Below are 16053 nucleotides of genomic sequence, written 5' to 3'. Positions count from 1 at the left end.
TCGGAGAGGGAGCCAGGGCGCCGTGTTCCCCGCCGCGCGCTTCCTGGCGGGGTGGCTCCGCGCGCACCCGGAGCAGAGCGCCCTGCTGCTCGCCGACCTGAGACGCGGGGCCATTGACCCGGCGGCGCGCTCCGCCTTCTTCCTCGCCTTCGAGCTGGCGGGCACCGAGCAGTCCCGGCAGGTGCTCGCGGACGCGCTGGTCAGCAGGGACCTCTCGGCGCTCGACCGCAGCCGGGCGGCGTCCGCGCTGGCGGACCACGGCGAGCCGTCGCGGGCAGCGGCGGACCTGCTGCTCACGCAGGCCCGGGAGTCGGACTCGCCCATGGTCGCGAACGTGAGCCTGCTCGGGCTCGGGAGCATGGCCGGACGCACCCGGCCTGGCGACCCGCTGCGCGACGAACTGCACGCGGCGCTGCGCGACGAGCTGGAGCGCGCCAGGGGCCGCCGTGAGGAGCTCGCCGTGCTGGATGCCATCGGCAACAGCGGCGACGACGCGTTCAGCACCGAGCTGGACGAGCGGCTGAAGACGGGGGCGCCCGCCCTGCGGGGACGCGCGGCCGAGGCGCTCGGGCACCTCTCGAGCGAGGTCGGCCGTCCGCTCCTCGTGGCCCAGCTCGAGCGCGAGCCGAGCCCGGGGGTGAGCACCACCATCCTCCGGAGCCTGAGCCACCTGGCTCCGGGAGCGCAGCTCGACCTGACGGGGGCCGAGCTCGCCCTGGCCGGGCGGAAGCTCGCCAGCTCCGCGAGCGTGGAGGAGCGCGCGGGCGTGATTGAGTGGGTGGGCCGCGCCCGCGGCCAGCGCGAGGCACGCCGCGTCCTGGCCGCCCACTTCCCCCGGGAGCCGGACGTCCACCTGCAGCAACGCATCGGGGCGTTCGTGACGCCCGGCGAGCTGCGCGAGTTCATGCGGTGACGTCCTCACGAACGCGAGCCTTCGCGGCCTGTCTCGCGTTCGCGGGGCTGGTGGCGTGCGCGGAGAGGGACGCGCCGCCCCAAGCCCCGCTCGACGGGGGAGAGCCCCTGCTCACGGCGGAGCCCGTCGCCTTCGACGCGGACGGGCTCACGCCGCCCCTCTCCATCCCGCCGTTCGCTGGGGAGTCGGTCGCGCTGTGGGCCCGGAGCGAGCCGGGCACCTGCTTCGCGCTCGCCTCCCTCCAGGACGCCCGGGGCCGGACCTGGGTGGACCGGCGGGAAGCCGGCCCCTACTGCCTCGACTGCGGGGTGCGAACCTCCATGGCGCAGGAGGAGGCGCTGTTCGTGCTCCCCGGCGGCGAAGGCTTCACGCCCGGCGAGGGCTTCACGGTGCGCTTCGGGCTCGTGGCCTGCGAGACGCTCACCCCCGTGAAGACGGCCGGCGCACCCCGGCTCCAACTGGCCTGGCTGCCACGCGCGAGCCCTCCGGAGCGCGGTCGCCTCTCGCTGCGCTTCCTGGTGTCGCGACACTCCATGCTCCTCGGGAACCCCGAGCGGCAGCGCGAGCTGCTGGAGCGCTTGAACGGCGAGCTCGAGGAGGCGGGCCTGGAGGTGACGTTGGCTGCGGTCGCCGAGCTCCCGGACGCGCCCGCGGAGACGCGCTTCTGGACGACGGAGCTCGCCGGGCTCGCCTCCCTGCGAGACGGCGCGCCGCCCGCGCTGGACGCGACGGTCGACATCGTCTTCGCCGGGTGCCTCCGGTACGACGACCCCTTCTTCGGGCCGCCCGTGCCGGTGGACGGCTTCACCCCCCGGGTGGGAGGGGGCGCCGGCCCCGCGTCGGCGGTCTTCATGCCCGGCCTGCGCTGCGACGCCTTCGGCGAAGCCCCGGCCCAGTGGCCACTGGACGCCTCCGCGCGCGTCCTCGCGCACGAGCTGGGGCACTTCCTCGGCCTCTACCACTCCGTCGAGGCGGACGGCACGACGGACCTCATGGGCGACACGGACGAACAGAACATCATGAACCCCCACCCGAGCCGCGCCGGCGCAAGGGGCTGGAGCCCGTCACAGAAGCGGCAGATGCTGAGCCACCCCTGGGTTCGCGCGGCGCCGACGCCGCGGCCATAGGGTGGCCCCACCGGGCCTCCCGCCTCGCGTTGGGGGGAACGCGAGGCGGGAGGACGTAGGTCAGAAGAAGGTGTGGTTGGCCCACTTGTAGGCGGGGTCCTTCACGGAGGGAATCCGCCGGTCGTAGTGCTCCAGCTCCAGGCGGAGCACGCCCGTGCGCCTCAGCTGGAGGTCCTCGACAGCGTCCACGGCGTCGCCGTCCCACTGCTGGGGCGTGCGCATGTTGTAGTGGCGGAAGAGCGTCTCCCGGATCCGCCGGGCCCCCTCCCCGTGGACGAAGGCGCTCAGCTCGCCGTCATAGACCATGCTCCGGTAGGAGAAGTTCGCGGAGCCCACCACGGCCACGTTGTCGTCGAAGAGCGCCAGCTTGGAGTGGATGTAGATGGCCGTCTGCCTGCTGCGCGACCCTGGACGCCGGACGGGCGAGTAGAACCGGACGCCTCCACGAAACCCCTCGAGCTGCAGGAGCGGGCAGGTGAGCTCGGCCTCATTCCGGGGCTGGCAGGAGAAGCTGTCGGTCTCCATCCAGCGATTGGTGACGGTGGAGGTCACGCTCCGCAGGGTGCTCCAGGCATTCAGGCTCTCACTCACCTTCCAGCGGGAGCAGTCCTCTCGCGCCACGGTGCGGCCCTTCGCGGTGACCGCGTCGCAGCTCGCCAGCGCCAGCTTGGCGAAGGAGAGGTAGTTCAAGTAGTCGAAGGGGAAGGGATTCTCCGCGTACGGCATCGGCACCATGATGATGACGATGGGCGGGTTGGGGGCCCGCAGGCGCGCGGCGAGCGCCGCGACGAGGGTCGGGTCGCTGAAGATGAAGCCCTCGAAGTAGATGTATTGTCGCGCGTCGCGGATCTGCTCGACGAGCAGCGACTGGATGTCGGTGACGCGTCCGAGGTAGCTCTCCGAGCTGGTCGTCGCGATGACGACGTTCTCGCGTCCGCGTGGCTGAGCCTCCGCCCGCGCCCGGGGCTGACGGTCGTAGTCCATGGGGTCGGAGATGGGCGTCGTCCCGGCGCCCTGGTTGCCCGACAACTGCGTCGTGTAGTACCGCTTCTTCCAGCGCCGGAGCCACTCCTCCTCGATGACGACGGCCGCGGGGCCATCCAACTGGAGGACGGTGTCGTGCACCGTGTCGCCCAGCGGGACTCCGCCCATGCCGCCTTCGTGGCGCCCTTCGTGGGCCGCGTTGTCCCAGTAGAAGCCGGCCAGGTTGATGCCTCCAATCAGCGCGTTCAGCTGGCCCTGGAGGGACCACAGGACGATCTTCTGGTGGACCGACGAGCCGTTCCACCCGTTGTAGATCTCCATCAGGACCTCGATGGAGCCACCGCTGTCGTTCTGTCCCCGGTAGCCGCCCAGCGCGTTCGCGGTCGCCAGGTTGGTGTTGTAGACGTTCTCGCTCAGTTGTCCCCGCTGGAAGCGGATGTCCAGCCGGGCCGGGCACCACATGATGATCTGCACCCGGTGGCCTGCGTCCGCGACCCTCTTGAGCTTCTCCTCCAGCGTGACCTCGTCGGGGTCACGGACGAGCACCAGCTCGTGTTCGATCTCCCAGAAGGCCAGCCGCACATAGGTGTTGGGGGAGGGCTCGGACTGCTCGACCTCGTCCAGCGCGTCGTGGATGGCGCCGAAGAAGTTCTCGCCATCGAGGATGAGCCGGGTCGTGGCTGCCTGGGTCTGCTTCTTCATGATGCACATGCTCCTCGGGCGGGTTGCGCGCCAGGTACGCAAGGCTTGTACCAGTGCCCCCGAGGCGAAGGCCGCAAGGAGGCGCCTCGGTTCAGCGCCTTCTCAAGGGTCTTCAGGGCGTTGTCCATGCGGTCTCGAACACCCTCCGGTCCGCGCACGGTCGACAGCGGCGTCGTCTTCTTGAGCTCCGAACGACGCGCGCCGTAGGCCCGTCATGCCGCCGCACCGGCGGGGGAGGGGCCGCTCCCACCGCCGGGCGTCGGTCCCTCAGATGAGCTCAAGCTGCTCGAAGGTGAAGGAATACACCGAGCTTCCAGCGAAGCCGGTCAGCACGTTGCCGGAGCACGTGGGCGACGTCACGGAGACCCGCGTGTTGGACCAGCTGTTGAGGATGACGGTCATCTTCCCGGTGGCGTCCAGCTCCAGCTGGATGTTGTCCGTGGCGAAGGCGGAGAAGTTCTGCCAGCGCGAGGGACTGGCGTAGGTGGAGAAGTAGCTGCGGTCGTTGAAGCTCTGCCTGCCGGAGTTCGCGGAGCTGGTGAGCCGCGCGGGCGTCTGCGTGAAGACGCCCGTCGCGGGGTTGTAGATCCACACCGGAGCCACGTAGTTGAGCAGCGTCCCCGTGAAGTACGAGGCCACCGGCCCCACCGTGCCCGTGGGCGGCTTCAGCGACACGCCCGTCACGGAGAGCCAGCGGTTGTTGCTCGACTGGACCCAGCTGAACTGGGAATTCACCAGGGTCGTGCAGCTCTGCGCGGAGGCCTTCGCGCCGGCGAAGAGGGTCAACGACAGGAGCAGGCCTGCGAGAAAGCGGTACGCGTTCATGGGGGGCACCTGGCCGGAGGACGCCACTCCCGCTTGCCGCCGGCATTCGGACAAGCGGGCTCGCGGGCCTTGAGCACGTCCCATGCCGTCGCGGGCTTCACTCGGGGAGCACCGCGGGAATCGCGCGTCGTGTAGCCGCCGGAGCCACTCCGCCGTGGACTCGCAGGCAACCCGGCGCCCGGCGGGATGCCGCCCGCCGGACAGTCTCATTGGACCCGGGCCCGATGCGCGGCCCCGGAATCCAGTCACCTCCACGCAGGGTGTGAGCTTCCGCTCTGCTCGGAAGCCTGGTCTCCGGCAGGGTTGGCTGGTGGATGGATTCGACACACCGTTCGATCCCGAAATACCCGCGCGGTGCAATACGATTCGGTACCTATGAGGAGCCCCCTGGATGATGGTCCGCCACCCTCCTCCGCCAGTGGTGGCGACATCGCGTATGTGAGCCCCCAGTCCGCTCGGGACATGGGCGCGCAGCTGCGCCTGTTCATCGACAGCGTGCGGGACTACGCCATCCTCACGCTGGATCCCGCGGGCTACATCGTGAGCTGGAACACCGGCGCCGAACGCATCAAGGGCTACAAGGCCGAGGAGATCCTGGGCCAGCACTTCAGCCGCTTCTACCCGCCCGAGGACATCGCCAGCGGCAAGCCCCAGATGGAGCTGGAGATCGTCAATCGCGAGGGCCGCTTCGAGGAGGAGGGCTGGCGCGTGCGCAAGGACGGCAGCCTGTTCTGGGCCAACGTCGTCATCACCGCGATGCGCGACTCGCAGGGCCAGCTCGTCGGCTACGGCAAGGTGACGCGCGACTTCACCGAGCGCAAGCAGGACCAGGAGCACCTGCGGCAGAGCGAGGAGCGCTTCCGCCTGATCGTCGAGCACGTCCAGGACTACGCCATCTACATGCTGGACGCCGACGGCCGGGTCTCCACCTGGAACGCCGGCGCGGAGCGCTTCAAGCAGTACAAGGCCGAGGAGATCATCGGCCAGCACTTCAGCCGCTTCTTCCCCCCGGAGGACGTGGCGCGGGGCAAGCCCTGGCACGCCCTCCAGGTGGCCGCCAGCGAGGGCCGCTTCGAGGAGGAGGCCTGGCGCGTGCGCAAGGACGGCAGCCTCTTCTGGGCCAGCGTCGTCATCACCGCGCTGCACGATACGCAGGGCCGGCTGGTGGGCTACGCCAAGGTGACGCGCGACATCACCCAGCGCAAGCAGCACCAGGAGCGGCGCGAGCTGGAGATGCTGCGCGACGCCGTGCGCGCCCGGGACGAGTTCCTCTCCGTCGCCTCCCACGAGCTGAAGACGCCGCTCACCCCGCTGCAGCTGAAGCTGACCGCCCTGCTGCGCACCGTGGAGAACCACCCTTCCGCCACCCTGCCCGTGGAGCGCATCGCCCGCGACCTGGAGGTGGCCCGCCGGCAGGTGCGCAAGCTGTCGGACCTCATCGAGGACCTGCTGGACGTCTCGCGCATCAGCATGGGCCAGCTGCGGCTGGACCGGGCGCCCATGGAGCTGACCTCGCTCGCGAAGGACGTGGTGGCCCGCTACGCCCCCCAGTCCGCGCAGGTCGGGTGCGCCGTCACGCTGGAGGCCCCCACCCCCATCGAGGGGAACTGGGACCGCGCCCGGTTGGACCAGGTCATCACCAACCTGCTCACCAACGCGCTCAAGTACGGCGCCGGCAAGCCCATCCACCTCCGCGTGCGCGTGGAGTCCGGGCTGGCCGTCGTGCGCGTGCGCGATGAGGGCATCGGCATCCCGCACGAGGACCAGCCGCGCGTCTTCGAGCGCTTCGTGCGCGCGGTGTCCGAGCGCAACTACGGCGGCCTGGGGCTGGGCCTCTTCATCACCCAGCAGATCGTCGAGGCCCACGGCGGCATCGTGCAGGTGCGCAGCGCTCCCGGGGAGGGCGCGACCTTCACCGTGATGCTGCCCCGGAGCCCGGACGTGGAGACGAACGTCACCCCGGAGGCTGGCGCGTCACCTGAGCCCGGAGCTGACGCTCCTCCCGAGCCGTGAGGATGTAGCGGTAGGGCACCACGCGCGTCAGCTCATGCAGCGTGGTGACGCCGTCCGCCACCTTCCCCAGCGCGTCCTCCACCAGCGTGCGGAAGCCGCGCGCCCGGGCGTGGCGGCGCAGCTGGACGCCCGGCGCCCCGGTGGCGATGAGCAGTTGCAGCTCCGGGTCCACCACCAGCAGCTCGAAGAGGCCCACGCGCCCCTTGAAGCCGGTGTGGCGGCACGCCTCGCAGCCCAGCCCCGCCCGGGGCTGCACGCCGTCCAGGAGCGGCCCCAGCAGTGACAGCTGATCCGCCGTCGGCGTCGCGGGCGCGGAGCACTCCGGGCAGATGCGCCGCACCAGCCGCTGCGCCAGCACCGCGAGCAGCGCCTCCGCGATGTCGCCGTCCTCCAGCTTCAACCCGCGCAGGCGGCTGACCGCGCCAATGGCATCCGCCGTGTGCAGCGTGCCCAGCACCACGTGTCCCGTGGCCGCGGCCATCAGCGCGGTGCTGCCCGTCTCCAGGTCGCGGATCTCCCCCACCAGCATCACGTTGGGGTCCTGCCGCAAGAGCGCGCGCAGCAGCGTCAGGTGCGGCAGCTGCGGCGACACCTGCTTCTGGTTCACCTTGGGGACCACGTATTCGATGGGGTCCTCCGCGGTGATGATCTTCTTGCGCCCGTCGTTGAGCCGCGCCAGCGCCGCGTACAGCGTCGTCGTCTTGCCGCTGCCCGTGGGCCCCGTCACCAGCACCAGCCCCTCCGGGTTGCCCAGCAGCCGCAGCACCGTGGCCTGCACCTCCGGCGTCATCCCCAGCTTCTCCACGGGCACCAGGCCCACCGAGGCGTCGAGCAGGCGGATGACCACGTCCTCGCCCGCCGGGGAGGGCACCACGCTCACGCGGAAGTCCACGAACTTGCGCCCCGCGTCGCCCTCGTAGAGCGCGCGCAGGCGGCCGTCCTGGGGCCGGCGCTTCTCCGCGATGTCCAGCCCCGCCATCACCTTGATGCGGCTCACCACCTCCGGCAACGAGTCCGGGGAGATGTCCGTGTACGTCTGGTGGAGGATGCCGTCGACGCGATAGCGCAGGTCCACGTCGTCCGTGTAGCTCTCCAGGTGGATGTCGGACGCGTTCTGCGCCACCGCCACCGCGAGCACGTGGTTCACCAGCTCCACCGGCGTGGGCCGGTGGGACAGCGGCGTGCCGGCCTTCAGCACCACGTCCACCGACGCGTGCACCCCCGCGCCGAAGCCCACCTCCAGCGCGGAGTCGATTTCATAGCGGTTGAGCCGCACGGGCCGCACCGGCCGGCGCAGGAAGTCCGCGATGCGGTAGCGCACGGACAGGTCCTCCGGGTCCAGCATCGCCACCGTCACGGGCTCCGTGTCGTGGGCCGCGTCCACCTTCCCCATCACCGCGACGCCCAGCCGCCGGCAGAAGGACTCCGGGAGCAGCCGCAGCGATTCGCGGTCGAGCGTGAACTGGGGCAGTTCGGAGAACGGGGGCACGTCCGGGGGAGCCATGGCCCGCCGGATTATCACGGCCCCCCGCGTGCCCCGCCAGGGCTGCTGTCCTCGCGCCCCATGTCGCGGCCCCCCCGCGGCTCCTCCCGCCATGCCGTCGCTGCGGGTGTTCGCCGTGGCGGTGCTGCTGTTCGGCTCGCCGCTGCGCAGGCTGTGGCTGGCGGAGGGCGCCCCCGCCTCGCTCCCCTTCCTCGTGTGGCTGGGCGTCATCGCCCTGGGCGGGTGGGCGCCACGCGCTCGCGCAAGGTGGACGTGCGCATCCTCGCGGCCACGCACCGCGACCTGCCCCGCCGCGTGCAGGAGGGGTTGTTCCGCCAGGACCTCTCCTTCCGCCTGCGCGTCGTGGAAATCCGCCTGCCGCCCCTGCGCGAGCGCGGCGAGGATGTCCCCGCGCTGGCCAGGCACCTGCTGGAGCGGGCCAGCAAGCGGATGGGGCGCCCGCCCGCGTCGCTGTCCCCGGACGCGCTGGCGGCCATCGCGCAGCACCCGTGGCCGGGCAACGTGCGCGAGCTGGAGAACGTCATCGAGCGCGCGGTCATCCTCGCGGACGGGCCGCTCATCACCGCCGACCTGCTGGCGCTGGAGCCGCCGGGCGGGCCGGGCGTGGACAGCAGCCCGCCCGTGCTGGAGGAGACGGACTTCCCGCCGGTCGCCGTCAGCGAGGCCCCCCAATCGCCGGACTCCATGGAGGAGTACTTCCGCCGCTTCGTGCTGGAGCACCAGGACCGCATGGGCGAGACGGAGCTGGCGCGCAGGCTGGGCATCAGCCGCAAGACCCTCTGGGAGAAGCGCCAGCGGCTGGGCATCCCCCGCACCCGCGCCTGAGCTTTCGACGCGTCGACGGCTCCCCGCATCGGCGCGTCGAACCCCGTCGAAGCCCCAGGCGCGCGCCGCGCTCCAGGGGGAGCGGCGCCGGGCACGGCGGTTGCTCATGGGTCCTGGCATCCACCGGACGCCAACCCCCGGTGGCCCAGGAGAACACGCCCATGTGCAGCCACAACAGCCGCGGACCGGATGGCCAGCTCAAGTCGGGTTACGACACCGCCTGAACCCCGACCTGACCCGCACCGCCGCGAAGAGTGTCTCTCCCATGTCGACGGAGCAGACCGCCAACTGCGTCGTCGTCAACCCGTGGGGCGGGACCCTCACCAACGTGGTGCTGCGCCACCGCTACAGCAACAACCCCAGTTACTCGAGGATGACAACGGGAAGCGCTGGTCGTGCAAGCAGAACTTCTACTGCACGCTGAAGTCCTCCGACGCGAACACCACCGTCTCCTTCTTCGTCAACCGGTCCTCCGAGCAGCTGCAGATCCAGATGATCAGCGGCGGCTGCGACACGTCCCTGTCGGACCAGCAGCCCCCAGGCACCACCACCTTCCCCTCTTCCGGATCCATTCCATGACCATTCCAGCGCAGGACCCCGCGCGACTGAAGCAGCTCATCGCGGCGGCCATGAAGGACTACCTGGGCACGCAGACGGAGATTGGCGTGTCGGCGGCGGTGTCCGTCGGCGACGTGCGCGCCAGCTACGTCGCAGGCCTGTCGGACCGCGCTGCCCAGCGGCCGGTGTTCGAGGACACGCTGTTCCTCATCGGCTCCGTGCAGAAGGTCTTCACCAACACGCTCGCCGCCGCGCGCATCGTGGAGGGGAAGATGGCGCTGACGGATCAGATCACCCGCTTCCTCCCGGGAGAGGTCCGCCAGCAGGGCACCGTCATCCGGCAGGTGACGCCCCAGGCGCTGGGCACCATGACGGCGGGCATGCCCGGCGCCAACGTGCCGGGCCAGCCGGCGGGCGCGCTGTACCGGGGAGAGGTGCCGCCTCCGGAGATGTTCGACTTCTGGACACGCTTCAACCCGGAGACGCGCGTGGGCACGCACTACAGCTACTCCAACGTGAGCGAGGTGACGCAAGGCTTCACCACCACCCTGGCCGCGCGGCGCAGCTACCCGGAGCTGTTCGCCACGGACATCCAGGAGCCGTTCGCCATGCGTGACACGCGCGTGGACCTCACCGGCATCCGCCCCGAACGCATCGCCCAGGGCTACACCACCCGGGGCAAGCAGCTGGGCTACCGGGGCGTGGGCTTCAACTCCACCGCGTCGGACATGCTGCGCTTCCTGGAGGGCAACCTCTTCCGCGTGCCCACCATGCCGCTGCTCACCTACCGCGCGATGAAGCTCGCGCACACGCCGCACTTCGAAATCTCCGCGCGTCAGTCCATTGGCCTGGGCTGGTACATCACCGACGCGGGCGGCGGCGTGAAGGTGCTGAGCAAGGCCGGCGGCAACAGCGGCTTCGTGGCGTGGGTGGGCTTCCTGCCCGGACACGCCGCGGCGGTGGTGCTCCTCACCAACGGCCACCCGACCACGGGCGTCAAGCTGCCCGCCGTGGGCCGGCGCATCCTCCTGGAGGCCGCGGGGCTCCAGGCGCCCATCCATCCACCGGATGCGGAGGACGACGCGGACGCGGGCATCGCCCCCGACGACGGCGCGGAAGCCTGAGCCGGCACGGGCAGGGGCCACGCGCGCTGACGCGCCGCGTGGCCCCTGTCTCGTCGCGGGGACCGGTGTGACTCGGGTGTTACGACGCGCTGCACGAATCGTTACGGGGGGTAACGCCCTGTCACCTTCCGCCACACCCTGACGCGGCGAGCCAACCCCCAAGGTCCTGAAACCCGGGGTGCACGCGGGTGGAACGCGCGTTGCTCAGGGGATGGGGACCCATGCGCCCCCTGCCCCATGCCCTGTCGCGGTTGTTGGTGCTCACGGCCCTGCTGACCGCGCTGCCGGCGGCGGCGGGGAAGATTCAGCTCGGCGACGACGCGGTCCTCAACGTGGACGTGCTGCTGCATCCGCAGATGCAGCTCGTGAAGGACGGCGCGCCCACGGGCGGCGTGGGCACGGACTTCTTCCTGCGCCGCGTGCGGCTGCTCGTCTTCGGCTCCATCACGAAGAAGCTGTCGTTCTTCATCGACACGGACCAGCCGAACTTCGGCAAGAACGGCGACTACAGCCCCGCCTTCTACATCCAGGACGCCACGGTCGCGTACGAGTTCGCCGACAAGACGTGGGTGGAGGCGGGCTTCATCCTCGCGCCGCTGTCGCACCACGCGCTGCAGGGCGCCATCGCGCTCCACACGGTGGACTACCACTCCGACCTCATCCGCTACCCGCCAGGCGTGGGCAAGGTGTGGCGCGACATGGGCGTGCAGGTGCGCGGCTTCGCGGGCCCGTGGGCGTACCGCGCCGCCATCCTCAACGGCGTGGAGGGCGCGAAGCTGGAGAACGGGCAGGTGGTCAACCCGGACGACCTGCCGCGCGCGGTGGGCACGGTGCGCTACAACGTCTGGGGCCACGAGTACGACCCATTCCTCCGGGGCATCTACTTCACGGACCAGCCCCTGCTGTCGTTCGGCGTGGCCGGGGACTACCAGTACTCCGCCATCGCCACCGCCTCCGGCGTGCACGACGCGGTGGCCCTGGCGGCGGACGTGTTCCTGGACGTGCCCGTGGGCGACGACCAGGAGTTCGTCCTCCAGAGCAACGTCTTCTCCTGGCAGCAGGGCTTCGACAACGTGCGCAGCGGCACCGGCTTCTTCGTGGAGCTGGGCTACCGCATCGGCATCATCGAGCCCGTCCTCACCACCGAGTACTTCAACGGACGCGTGGCCGCGCAGGACCTGCTCACGTTCCGGCCCGGCCTCAACCTCTGGTTCCAGAAGCACACCTTCAACCTGAAGACGGAGGTGGCCGTGTCGCGCGCCGGGGACATCGCCCGCGCGACCACGGGCATCACCGGCACCGCGCAGCTCCAGCTCTTCTACTGAGGACGCCCCCCATGGCCCCGCGCCACTGAAGGCGTGCCCTTCGCCACATCCCTCCTCACCCACCGGAGCGCACCGATGGATGGCAATTCGAAGGACGACCTGCTGAAGGCGCTGGCCGCGAGGCGCTGGCGCGTGGCCGGCGCGCTGACGGTGGCGATGCTCGTCGCCTACCTGGGCTTCATCCTGCTCGTGGCGTTCAACCGGCCGCTGATGGGGCACCAGCTCGTGCCCGGGCTGTCCGTCGGCATCGTGCTGGGGGCGCTCACCATCCTGCTCGCCTGGGTGCTGACGGGTGTCTACATGCTGTGGGCGAATCGCAAGTACGACCGCGCGCTCGACGAACTGCGCCGCTGAGAGAGGCCCCCCATGAATCCCTCGACCGCGGGCACGCGGATTGGCCAGCCCAACACCACGGCCATCCTCTTCTTCCTCCTCTTCGTCGGCATCACGCTGGCCATCACGTACTGGGCCGCGCGCAAGACCAAGACGACCTCCGAGTTCTTCGCCGCCGGCGGCGGCATCAGCGCGGCGCAGAACGGCTTCGCGCTGGCCGGTGACTTCATGAGCGCCGCCAGCTTCCTGGGCATCGCGGGGCTCGTGGCCACGTCCGGCTTCGACGGGCTCATCTACTCCGTGGGCTGGCTGGTGGGCTGGCCGGTGGTGACCTTCCTCGTCGCGGAGCCCCTGCGCAACCTGGGCAAGTACACCTTCGCGGACGTGGTGGCCTACCGGCTGAAGCAGACCCCGGTGCGCCTGTCCGCCGCGGTGGGCACGCTCACCGTCGTCGTCTTCTACCTGATTGCCCAGATGGTGGGCGCCGGCAACCTCATCCGCCTGCTGTTCGGCCTCTCCTACGAGACGGCCGTCGTCATCGTGGGCGCGGTGATGATCCTCTACGTGCTGTTCGGCGGGATGATCGCCACGACGTGGGTGCAAATCGTCAAGGCGGTGCTGCTCCTGGGCGGCGCGACGGCGCTGGCGGGCGCGGTGCTCTACCCGTTCGGCTTCAGCCCCACGGCCCTCTTCCGCGAGGCGGCGAACCGCTACGGGCCGGAGGCGCTGGCGCCGGGCAAGCTGGTGTCCAACCCGCTGGAGGCCGTCTCCCTGGGCGTGGCGCTGATGTTCGGCACGGCGGGCCTGCCGCACATCCTGATGCGCTTCTACACGGTGCCGGACGCGAAGGCGGCGCGCACCAGCGTCTTCTACGCCACGGGCCTCATCGGCTTCTTCTACCTGGTGACGTTCATCCTGGGCTTCGGCGCGTCCGTGCTGGTGGGCCGTCAGGCCATCATCGGCGTGGACAAGGGCGGCAACATGGCCGCGCCCATGCTGGCGGAGGCCGTGGGCGGCACGGGCTTCCTGGGCTTCATCTCCGCGGTGTCCTTCGCCACCATCCTCGCGGTGGTGGCGGGCCTGACGCTGTCGGGCGCGGCGGCGCTGTCCCACGACCTGTGGTCCAGCGTGGTGCGCAAGGGGCACGCGCCGGAGGCGGAGCAGCTCAAGGTGGCGCGCATCTCCAGCCTGCTCCTGGGCATCCTGGCCGTCCTCCTGGGCGTCCTCTTCAAGAACCAGAACGTGGCCTTCATGGTGGGGCTGGCGTTCGCCATCGCGGCGAGCGCGAACTTCCCCGCGCTGCTCCTGTCCATGCTGTGGAAGGGCTTCACCACCAAGGGCGCGGTGGCCAGCATGCTGACGGGCTCCCTCAGCGCGGTGCTGCTCATCTTCCTGTCGCCCACGGTGCAGGTGGACCTGCTGGGCAACGCGTCCGCGCTCTTCCCGCTGAAGAACCCGGGCATCGTCACCCTCCCGCTGTCCTTCGTCGTCGGCTGGGTGGTGTCCCTGCTGTCACCGGAGGCGGAGGCGTCGCGGCGGTTCGCGGAGGTGGAGCACCGCATGCACGTGGGCGCGGGGGTGCCCCCGCCCGTGACGGTCCCCACCGGCGTCGCGGGCTCGGTGCCCCCGGGCGTCCCGGAGGCGCCCCAAAAGGATTGAGGCTGCTCGGCCGTCCTCCACGGTTTCTTCCTCGGCGTGGAGGACAGGGCGGAACCCGGGAGTTTCCAAAGGGGCTCGGGTTCCGCCCTTCTTCTTCCCCGTGACTACTTCCCGCGCGTGAGCGGGAGCACGTCCTGCACCAGGTGGACGAGCACCTTGCCGGGCTCCTCCTCGTGCACCATGTGCGCGGAGTCCTCGAACCAGACGAGCTTCTTCGACGGCGCCTGGACGGTGGCGTACCACGCGTCCAGGAGCTGCGCGGACGTGGTGCGGTCATGCCGGCCGTGGAAGAAGACGACGGGCAGCGCGAAGCGGTTCGCCTTGGTGAGGTTCAGCTGGGTGATGGGCCCCCAGAACGCCGCGAGGCTCAGGTCCAGCCCCTCGTCGCGCGCCTGCATGTCCTTGTCGGTGACGTCCGGGCTGTAGCGCCACACCTCCGCGCCGTGCCAATCCGGCGCGCGCCAGCCGTGCGTCTCATAGTGCATGAGCCAGCGGCGCTCCTTGTGCAGGTTGGCCAGCGTGCGCGAGGGGTCCTTGGGGTCCGGGAACGGGGCGATGGACTCCAGGTCCGCGATGGCCTTCGCGTTGCCGTCCGCCCTCGCCGCGGCGAGCGTGGCCTCGTAGCCCAGGACCTCGTTCCTCGGGATGTCCACGCCCTGGCCGATGCCCACGTAGGCGTCGAACCAGTCCGGGTGCTTCTGCGCGAGCTTCACGCCCAGCACCGTCCCCCAGCTGTGGCCCACGAGCACGATGCGCTTCTTGCCGTACGTCTTGCGCAGGTACGCGGCCACCTCCTCCGCGTCCGCGACCATGCGGTCCACCGTCATGGTGGGGCGCACCTTGTCCGGCGGGTTGAGGGCGTACGTCTTGCCCGCGCCGCGCTGGTCCCAGTGCGCGACGGTGAAGTACTCCTCCCATTCGCCCTGGTAGAAGTACGCGGTGGGCAGCGCGGTGAAGCCCGGCCCGCCGTGCAGGAAGAGCAGCAGCGGGTTGTCCTTGTGGCGTCCCCGCACGGAGATCCACTGGTCGATGCCGCCGATGCGCACGGCCTCCGCCTTCTCGATGCCGTCCGTGAGCACGCTGCGGCGGGCCTCGCGCATGACCGCCTGCGGCGCGGGGGCTGGCTCCGCGGCGGCCGGGAGGGCCGCGAGTGACAGGCCCAGCAGGCAGAGGGTGGCGCGCTTCGAGGTGTCTTTCAGGGTCCGCATGCCCCTTGAACGGACGGGCCTCCAGGCCGATTGCATGGCCCGGGGCACGCAGGAGCGCCGGGCGCCTCATGGATGGGAGCGCAGTTGCTGCTGAAGCTCGAGCAGCGGTCGCTGATCCGAGCGCATGCTCCCGCGCAGGGGAACATCCAGGTCCACCAGGGTGAACATCACGGCGGTGAGGATCACCACGAAGATGACCCAGGGCAGCCCCCCTCGATTTCGCGTGTCCGGCCGGAAGCCCAGCAGCATCGCCGAGCCGAGCATTCCGATGAGCAGCAGGACGAAGATGGTGTCCGGGATGATGTTGCGGGACGCCTCCAGGCGCTCGGCGGAGACGTCCAGCACGTTGTTGAGGGCCTCGGTGGTGAGATTCAGGACCGCGGTCGGGGTCCCTGCCGCCACCGCCTCCAGCAGCGACCAGAGCTGCGCCTGGAGCGCATCCGATTCCCGCAGCCACTGCGCGAAGCGCTCCGGGTCCTTCGCGTCCGCGTACCCATTGAGCCTGACATCGACATAGCGGCGCAGCCGGGCCTTCATCTCACCGCGCGTGGGCTCCGGGAGGAAGCTCGAGCGCAGGTAGAGCGTGCCAATGGCGTTCGCCTCCTTCACGACCAGGTCGCGGCGCAGGGTGTACCGCTCCGAGGCCATGGAGAAGGAGAAAGCGAGCAGCAGCGCCACCAGGCCGAGCACCGAGGCCTGGAGCGCCGACACGTCGTCGAGCCCCTGCCTGCGGTGGCTGAGCCGGTAGCCGAACTCCAGGCTCAGGAAGAGCAGCGCCATCACCCCCAGGGCGAGCGCCCACGTGGGCATCATCTCGACGATTCGCATCGCGCGCCGGAAGACCTCCGCGCCCCGGCCTCGGGGAGCCAGGAACGGTGGCCCCGGAAGCCCGTGGAGGCAACGTGGCCCTCCGGTCCAGGGCCGGCGGTGCTGGTGAACGTTCCGGGGGCGGG

15 protein-coding genes are annotated in these 16053 nt (G+C 70.6%); 9 read left to right on the top strand and 6 right to left on the bottom strand.

The annotated features are described in order from the left end of the window. On the top strand, positions 1-913 hold a 913-nt coding region (locus ACLEQD_RS06170; RefSeq protein WP_410382484.1), incomplete at its 5' end, for a hypothetical protein. Continuing rightward, positions 910-2040, top strand: coding sequence for a hypothetical protein (locus tag ACLEQD_RS06165; RefSeq protein WP_410382482.1), 1131 nt, complete (start codon positions 910-912; stop codon positions 2038-2040). The genes ACLEQD_RS06170 and ACLEQD_RS06165, both read left to right, overlap by 4 nt. A 60-nt stretch (positions 2041-2100) precedes the next feature. Here ACLEQD_RS06165 and ACLEQD_RS06160 read toward each other — a convergent pair whose 3' ends face one another. Together ACLEQD_RS06160 and ACLEQD_RS06155 are read right to left on the bottom strand one after the other, a co-directional pair. Continuing rightward, the gene (locus tag ACLEQD_RS06160; RefSeq protein ID WP_410382480.1) at positions 2101-3726 is read right to left on the bottom strand and encodes a phospholipase D-like domain-containing protein; all 1626 of its coding nucleotides are present in this window, start codon (positions 3724-3726) and stop codon (positions 2101-2103) included. Positions 3727-3993: 267 nt separating this feature from the next. Further along, the gene (locus ACLEQD_RS06155) at positions 3994-4551 is read right to left on the bottom strand and encodes a hypothetical protein (RefSeq protein WP_410382478.1); all 558 of its coding nucleotides are present in this window, start codon (positions 4549-4551) and stop codon (positions 3994-3996) included. Positions 4552-4989: 438 nt separating this feature from the next. Here ACLEQD_RS06155 and ACLEQD_RS06150 point away from each other — a divergent pair, with 438 nt between their 5' ends. Beyond that, positions 4990-6564: a PAS domain S-box protein gene (locus tag ACLEQD_RS06150; RefSeq protein ID WP_410382476.1), complete on the top strand. Its 1575-nt coding sequence runs from the start codon at positions 4990-4992 to the stop codon at positions 6562-6564. On the opposite strand, the gene ACLEQD_RS06145 is transcribed toward ACLEQD_RS06150, so the two are convergent. Further along, entirely contained in the window at positions 6506-8068 is a 1563-nt protein-coding gene (locus ACLEQD_RS06145) for a GspE/PulE family protein (RefSeq protein ID WP_410382474.1), read from the bottom strand. The two genes, ACLEQD_RS06150 and ACLEQD_RS06145, sit on opposite strands and share 59 nt — an antisense overlap. Positions 8069-8290: 222 nt before the next feature. Between ACLEQD_RS06145 and ACLEQD_RS06140 the strand changes: the two genes are divergently transcribed. Continuing rightward, positions 8291-8893 carry a sigma 54-interacting transcriptional regulator gene (locus ACLEQD_RS06140; RefSeq protein ID WP_410382473.1) on the top strand — a complete coding sequence of 201 codons (603 nt, stop codon included), beginning with the start codon at positions 8291-8293 and terminating at the stop codon, positions 8891-8893. A gap of 265 nt (positions 8894-9158) precedes the next feature. After that, positions 9159-9317 (top strand): hypothetical protein, encoded by a 159-nt coding sequence (locus ACLEQD_RS06135; RefSeq protein ID WP_410382471.1) that lies wholly within the window; start codon positions 9159-9161, stop codon positions 9315-9317. Here ACLEQD_RS06135 and ACLEQD_RS06130 read toward each other — a convergent pair. Then, entirely contained in the window at positions 9304-9465 is a 162-nt protein-coding gene (locus ACLEQD_RS06130; protein WP_410382469.1) for a hypothetical protein, read from the bottom strand. The genes ACLEQD_RS06135 and ACLEQD_RS06130 overlap by 14 nt on opposite strands. A gap of 3 nt (positions 9466-9468) precedes the next feature. On the opposite strand from ACLEQD_RS06130, the gene ACLEQD_RS06125 reads away from it, so the two are divergent. The 4 genes from ACLEQD_RS06125 to ACLEQD_RS06110 all read left to right on the top strand — a co-directional run bounded on the left by ACLEQD_RS06125 (position 9469) and on the right by ACLEQD_RS06110 (position 13892). Further along, positions 9469-10575, top strand: coding sequence for a serine hydrolase domain-containing protein (locus ACLEQD_RS06125; RefSeq protein ID WP_410382467.1), 1107 nt, complete (start codon positions 9469-9471; stop codon positions 10573-10575). Positions 10576-10796: 221 nt separating this feature from the next. Continuing rightward, complete coding sequence (locus ACLEQD_RS06120) at positions 10797-11900, top strand: hypothetical protein (RefSeq protein ID WP_410382465.1); 1104 nt, start codon at positions 10797-10799, stop codon at positions 11898-11900. A 75-nt stretch (positions 11901-11975) separates the two neighbouring features. Next, on the top strand, positions 11976-12254 hold the full coding sequence (locus ACLEQD_RS06115) for a DUF485 domain-containing protein (RefSeq protein ID WP_410382463.1): 279 nt from the start codon (positions 11976-11978) through the stop codon (positions 12252-12254). A 12-nt stretch (positions 12255-12266) separates the two neighbouring features. Then, the gene (locus ACLEQD_RS06110) at positions 12267-13892 is read left to right on the top strand and encodes a sodium:solute symporter family transporter (RefSeq protein WP_410382462.1); all 1626 of its coding nucleotides are present in this window, start codon (positions 12267-12269) and stop codon (positions 13890-13892) included. A gap of 104 nt (positions 13893-13996) precedes the next feature. On the opposite strand, the gene ACLEQD_RS06105 is transcribed toward ACLEQD_RS06110, so the two are convergent. Then, positions 13997-15100, bottom strand: coding sequence for an alpha/beta fold hydrolase (locus ACLEQD_RS06105; protein ID WP_410382461.1), 1104 nt, complete (start codon positions 15098-15100; stop codon positions 13997-13999). A gap of 66 nt (positions 15101-15166) precedes the next feature. Further along, entirely contained in the window at positions 15167-15928 is a 762-nt protein-coding gene (locus tag ACLEQD_RS06100; protein ID WP_410382460.1) for a hypothetical protein, read from the bottom strand. Positions 15929-16053 lie beyond the last annotated feature (125 nt).

Source organism: Corallococcus sp. 4LFB (genome assembly GCF_046520365.1).
Classification (GTDB): Bacteria; Myxococcota; Myxococcia; order Myxococcales; family Myxococcaceae; genus Corallococcus; species Corallococcus caeni.
This window is presented reverse-complemented; position numbering and strand designations above follow the sequence as displayed.